The following is a 4,568-nucleotide window of genomic DNA, read 5'->3' on the forward strand; positions in this document are numbered from 1 at the left end:
ATATGTTTCAATTCTTCTACCTTCCGTCCGACCATAGCATCCAGGATAATGTCCGCTATCGCCTTCAGAATAAAAGACATGTTCATACCACCGAACACTGCATCTTCGAGAGTGCCGTTCTTTATCTTAAGATATACGGCAATCTGTTCTCCACATTCTTCAGACCGGCCGAAACAGTCGTAGTCATCAGAAACGTTTCTTGTAAAATGTTTAAGTATAGTGCTCCGTTGTTTAAGTTTGCGAACCGTCTCGTCCATAGCATCACCACAAATCAATTTATGAAAGGTCTGATATTACATCCACCGTTCTATCGATTTCCTCAAAAGTATTGTATATATAAAATGACATACGCACAGTGGAAGGTATACCTAACCTGTCATGTAACGGATGAGCACAATGTCTTCCCGAACGCACAGCTATCCCTTCCTCATTCAACAAAATACCCACATCATTACTTGTCAATCCATCCACATTAAAAGTGATGATACCGGCACGGGATTCTGGGTCTTCTGGTCCGTACAATGTTACATTATTCAATTCGGAGAACTTATCCAATGCATATTCAACAAGGTTTTTCTCGTGCTCACGGACGTTCTCCATACCGATCGTTTTCAGGTATCTCACCGCCTCCGCCAACCCTACCGCACCCGCAACATTAGGAGTACCTGCCTCAAACCGTTGTGGTGGTTTAGCCCATACCGCATCAGTGGTAGTAACGCGCTCTATCATATCTCCGCCGAATAGGAAAGGTTCAATGTCAGCCATCACTTCCCCACGACCGTATAACACACCGATCCCCATAGGACCAAGCATCTTATGTCCAGTGAACACCAAAAAATCGCAATCTATCTTTTTCATATCAACGGAGATATGTGGCACTCCCTGACTACTATCGATCAAACACAACGCACCGTTCTCGTGAGCACGTTTACATATCTTGCTAACATCGTTTATAGTGCCTAATACGTTGGACACATGGGTAACAGCAACAAGACGCGTGTTTTTCCCATCTATTTTGTTCAATTCGGTTTCTGGAATTTTACCGTTTTCGTCTATATCCAACCATTCCAACCGGACACCTTTAACCTTTGACAACCATAACCAGGGCAATAAGTTTGCATGATGTTCCATAATGGAAAGAACGATTCTATCCCCTTTTCCAAGATTACGCAATGCCCATGCGTACATTACAAGATTAATCGACTCAGTCGCGTTTTTGGTGAATACGATCTCCCTTTCATCCGCGTTGATAAATTCTGCAACGGTTTTTCTAGCCTGATCGTACAGTTCCGTAGATTCGGTGCCCAAAGTATGGACTCCTCGATGTATGTTTGCATTATGGTTCATATAATACTCCTTGATAGCATCTATTACTTGGATAGGTTTTTGAGAAGTGGCTGCGTTATCAAAATAGACCAACGGTCTACCGTTGACCATTCTATCTAACACAGGAAAATCTTTGCGTATCGATTCCACATCCATCATCGGACCCACCTTACCTATCTTTCAAAATTCTTACTGACAACCTGTTCAACAATAAGACCTATCTATATCTTAGGAACGCACCGATACCGTAAAAACTCCGAAGGAACTGCATACCTTCAGGTGTTTCTGTCGATATGATCTCTACATCGATATTGTTGAGTGTGGCGAGGTCCACCAAATCGTCTATGAGGTCGGTACGTTCCGTCTCACGAAGAGTTCCACCGCAGGAGCATTTTTTGCTTACCGGACCCTCATTCTCTCTTACGGTTATGTATTCCTCCCTGCCGCATACATCGCAGACTAACTTCACACGTTTTAATCTCAATCCTTCGGATAAGAGTACTGTTTCTGCCTGATGGTTGACTATCGACTCGCGCACTTCTTTTTCTCCGTACGTGGCCAATCCACCGGTAACTACTTCTTTGATGAATCTGTCAACAAGTTTCTTCTCTTTAACGAGTTCCTGTTCTTTCAGCAGTTCTTCTGCTTTTGCGAGAACTTCTCTAACACCGTACTCATCGGTATATCCAGTATTGACTACACCGAGTATCTTGACCTGATAATTGAACGGTTTAAGCTTGAGAAAATCTTCTTTAGCAGGACCAGGACCACCAACGATTACACCTTTTACACCTTCGATAAAATACTGATCAACGGCCTCACCAACACGTTTATAATATTCTTCAATGCTTTGATCTATCAACCGTTCAAACCTACGGGCAGACTGTCCGCCTGCGCGGATCTTAGAATGCGCGAGAGAATGGATTTTCTTAAGTATTTGGATATGAGTACCTTTCACATAAGCCAAGGTTGCCTCCCGACCGTCCATAACCAACACACCGTACACATCTTTAGCAGAGACCATCCTCTCCAACGGTTCTAAAAAGAATGTCGAATCGCATCTGTACAACTGAACATCTATCGGTAATGGAGGCACGATAGAAAACAGTTTGATATCCTGTTTCCCGGGCTGTTGAGCAACGTTACCGCAGAACACGGCTATACCGTTATCAGGGGTTTTCTTAAATATCTTCAAATACTGTATTATTTTAGTTAATGCGTCAGTAACGTTCTTACGAGTGGTTTTGCTTTTGATGTTAGATGCTTGGCTCTGTTCCTGCCTAAGCTTATTCATCACTTCTGATAACGGATAACCTTTAGATATGTACAACGATATCAACTCCGTCCCACTACCTCTGTAAGACTTAAGCAATTTCAATTTCTTCTTGAGTTCGTACATCTCGGGATTTTCAGCCATATCTCCCACCGTGCGCATATTCGGTTCGTTCGAACAGAGAACATACAATCGAATGACAGTAAACCGTATCAAACCGTTAACGGACAATCTCATACGTGTCAAAGGGTTTGTTCAGTAGATATATCCTAAAATGGTTGATAGTATGGAACAATAGAAATTTTAGGCGCCCCATCTTTTTAATCCTTCTGACTGATGTATAAACAACAGATCTGGGAACAAAAACAAATCTGCCGTACTTAGAAGCGCGACGTACCAGATCAGTATCTTCACCGGTAACGTATTCCAAATTGAATCCGCCTACTTGACGGAACACGTTTCTCCGGATGCCCATGTTTATCCCGTAAACGAGAGGGATTCTCAGCAATGCAGTAATTTTAACCAAAGGGGTGAGAAGGTCGCGACAGATCCATTCCTCTAAAGGAGACCTTTCAATAGGATAGACCAGGCCTGTAACAACTACCACCTCAGGGTCATCAAACGCGCTGACCATCGTCTCCAACCACCGTTTACCCGGCAGAGAATCAGCATCTATAAACAGGATGATATCACCCGAGGCGTTAAGTGCTCCGCGTTGCCGCTCCGCGGCAGCGCTACGCACATGTTCGATCAACACCTTATCGGCATATCGACTTGCAATCTCCCTAGTCCGATCAGTACTGTTACCGTCACACACGATTATTTCAACATCGTAAGGTAGTTGAGCCGCTCTCTTACGCAAAAGTTTCAGAAGTCTTCCGATATTCTTCTCCTCATTGAGTGTTGGGATCACTATGGAAACGTCCACCATTGTTTCACCCGAATTCAACGTTTGCGAACAGTCTTTGTTGCGATGTATGAGAAAAAATTGAGATTATTAAACCTTTTGGTTTAGAACCGCCAAGAGAAGAAGGAAATTCAAGCAAAGTAACAAACGTCTGTAGTCCGTCATTATTGTTATTATTGTTTTAGATACAAGAATCACAGATCACAACTTATTCATTATTCGTTTTCTTCGCTGAACTCGAACCTCCCCCTCGGATACGACAGATAGGCAATCTCAATAACAGCAGTCAACAGACCTATCACTGGATAAACGGTCAATGCTATTCCCACGGGCAACCCAAATGATATTACCATAGGTAACTTGTTCTTCGGATACCTCCTTCTGGCCAGTACCGCAGCAGCGGACGACCCTATGATGATCCACAACCACATCAGATCGCATACGACAAACTCAAGGATCCGAATAGGCGGTACCGGCATACCCGCACAACCTTCCAAAGGTGATAATGTGAACAATGATATGAATGACGGTGCGCGTTTGCAAACGCCGTTGTCACAGTACCCTGCGCAACAGTCCGCGGTTACCCGGCATGTCGAATAACTGCAGAATGTGTAGGTCAGGTTTGGCAACGTTACGTTGGGTGGTATGTACGGTGCGATGGGTGCGATTCCCGGTCCCGTGAATGCCACTGCGCCGCCTTCACCTTCCTCCTCTTCCGGTTCGGATGGTGGCGGAGCAGGTGCTGTGCACACACCATGCTTACAGGATAATCCAGGACAACATTGAGGACCTGTGGTGTCGTTGATGTCAGGGTAACACGGACTTCCAGCAGGCACGCAACAAACACTCCCGCATGTAAGATTGAACCCTGCGAACCCTATACTCGTCAGGTCAAACGAACCGTCTATAACGGATTCCCAATAAGATTTCTCGGTATCGATGTTACAGCACGGTACCGTATCACAGTTTTCGTTCAGATGAGCGCATACCGAACATCCGGTATAGTTCACATGTGCTGTGTCCCTACCGCATCCGCTCGGACCGAAAACGGTAACCGTATAA

5 protein-coding genes are annotated in these 4,568 nt (G+C 44.5%); all 5 read right to left on the reverse strand.

Annotated features, from left to right (window positions below):
- Positions 1-257: hypothetical protein (locus J7K41_02405; GenBank protein MCD6549538.1), on the reverse strand; the 257-nt coding region annotated here is incomplete at its 3' end.
- A 19-nt stretch (positions 258-276) separates the two neighbouring features.
- Positions 277-1,482 (reverse strand): cysteine desulfurase, encoded by a 1,206-nt coding sequence (locus J7K41_02410; GenBank protein ID MCD6549539.1) that lies wholly within the window; start codon positions 1,480-1,482, stop codon positions 277-279.
- A gap of 61 nt (positions 1,483-1,543) precedes the next feature.
- Positions 1,544-2,743: a peptide chain release factor aRF-1 gene (gene prf1, locus J7K41_02415; GenBank protein ID MCD6549540.1), complete on the reverse strand. Its 1,200-nt coding sequence runs from the start codon at positions 2,741-2,743 to the stop codon at positions 1,544-1,546.
- Positions 2,744-2,819: 76 nt separating this feature from the next.
- A complete protein-coding gene (locus tag J7K41_02420) occupies positions 2,820-3,530 on the reverse strand; it encodes a glycosyltransferase (protein MCD6549541.1) in 711 nt (236 codons plus the stop codon).
- A gap of 191 nt (positions 3,531-3,721) precedes the next feature.
- The coding region (locus J7K41_02425; GenBank protein MCD6549542.1) for a hypothetical protein at positions 3,722-4,568 on the reverse strand (847 nt) is incomplete at its 5' end.

It is taken from the genome of Candidatus Micrarchaeota archaeon (assembly GCA_021163225.1).
In the GTDB taxonomy this organism is placed as follows: domain Archaea; phylum Micrarchaeota; class Micrarchaeia; order Anstonellales; family JAGGXE01; genus JAGGXE01.

Coding starts and splice junctions, on each gene's coding strand:
- J7K41_02420 (MCD6549541.1), bottom strand. CDS start 3,530: ATGGTGGACGTTTCCATAGTGATCCCAACACTCAATGAGGAGAAGAAT.
- prf1 (MCD6549540.1), bottom strand. CDS start 2,743: ATGGCTGAAAATCCCGAGATGTACGAACTCAAGAAGAAATTGAAATTG.
- J7K41_02410 (MCD6549539.1), bottom strand. CDS start 1,482: ATGGATGTGGAATCGATACGCAAAGATTTTCCTGTGTTAGATAGAATG.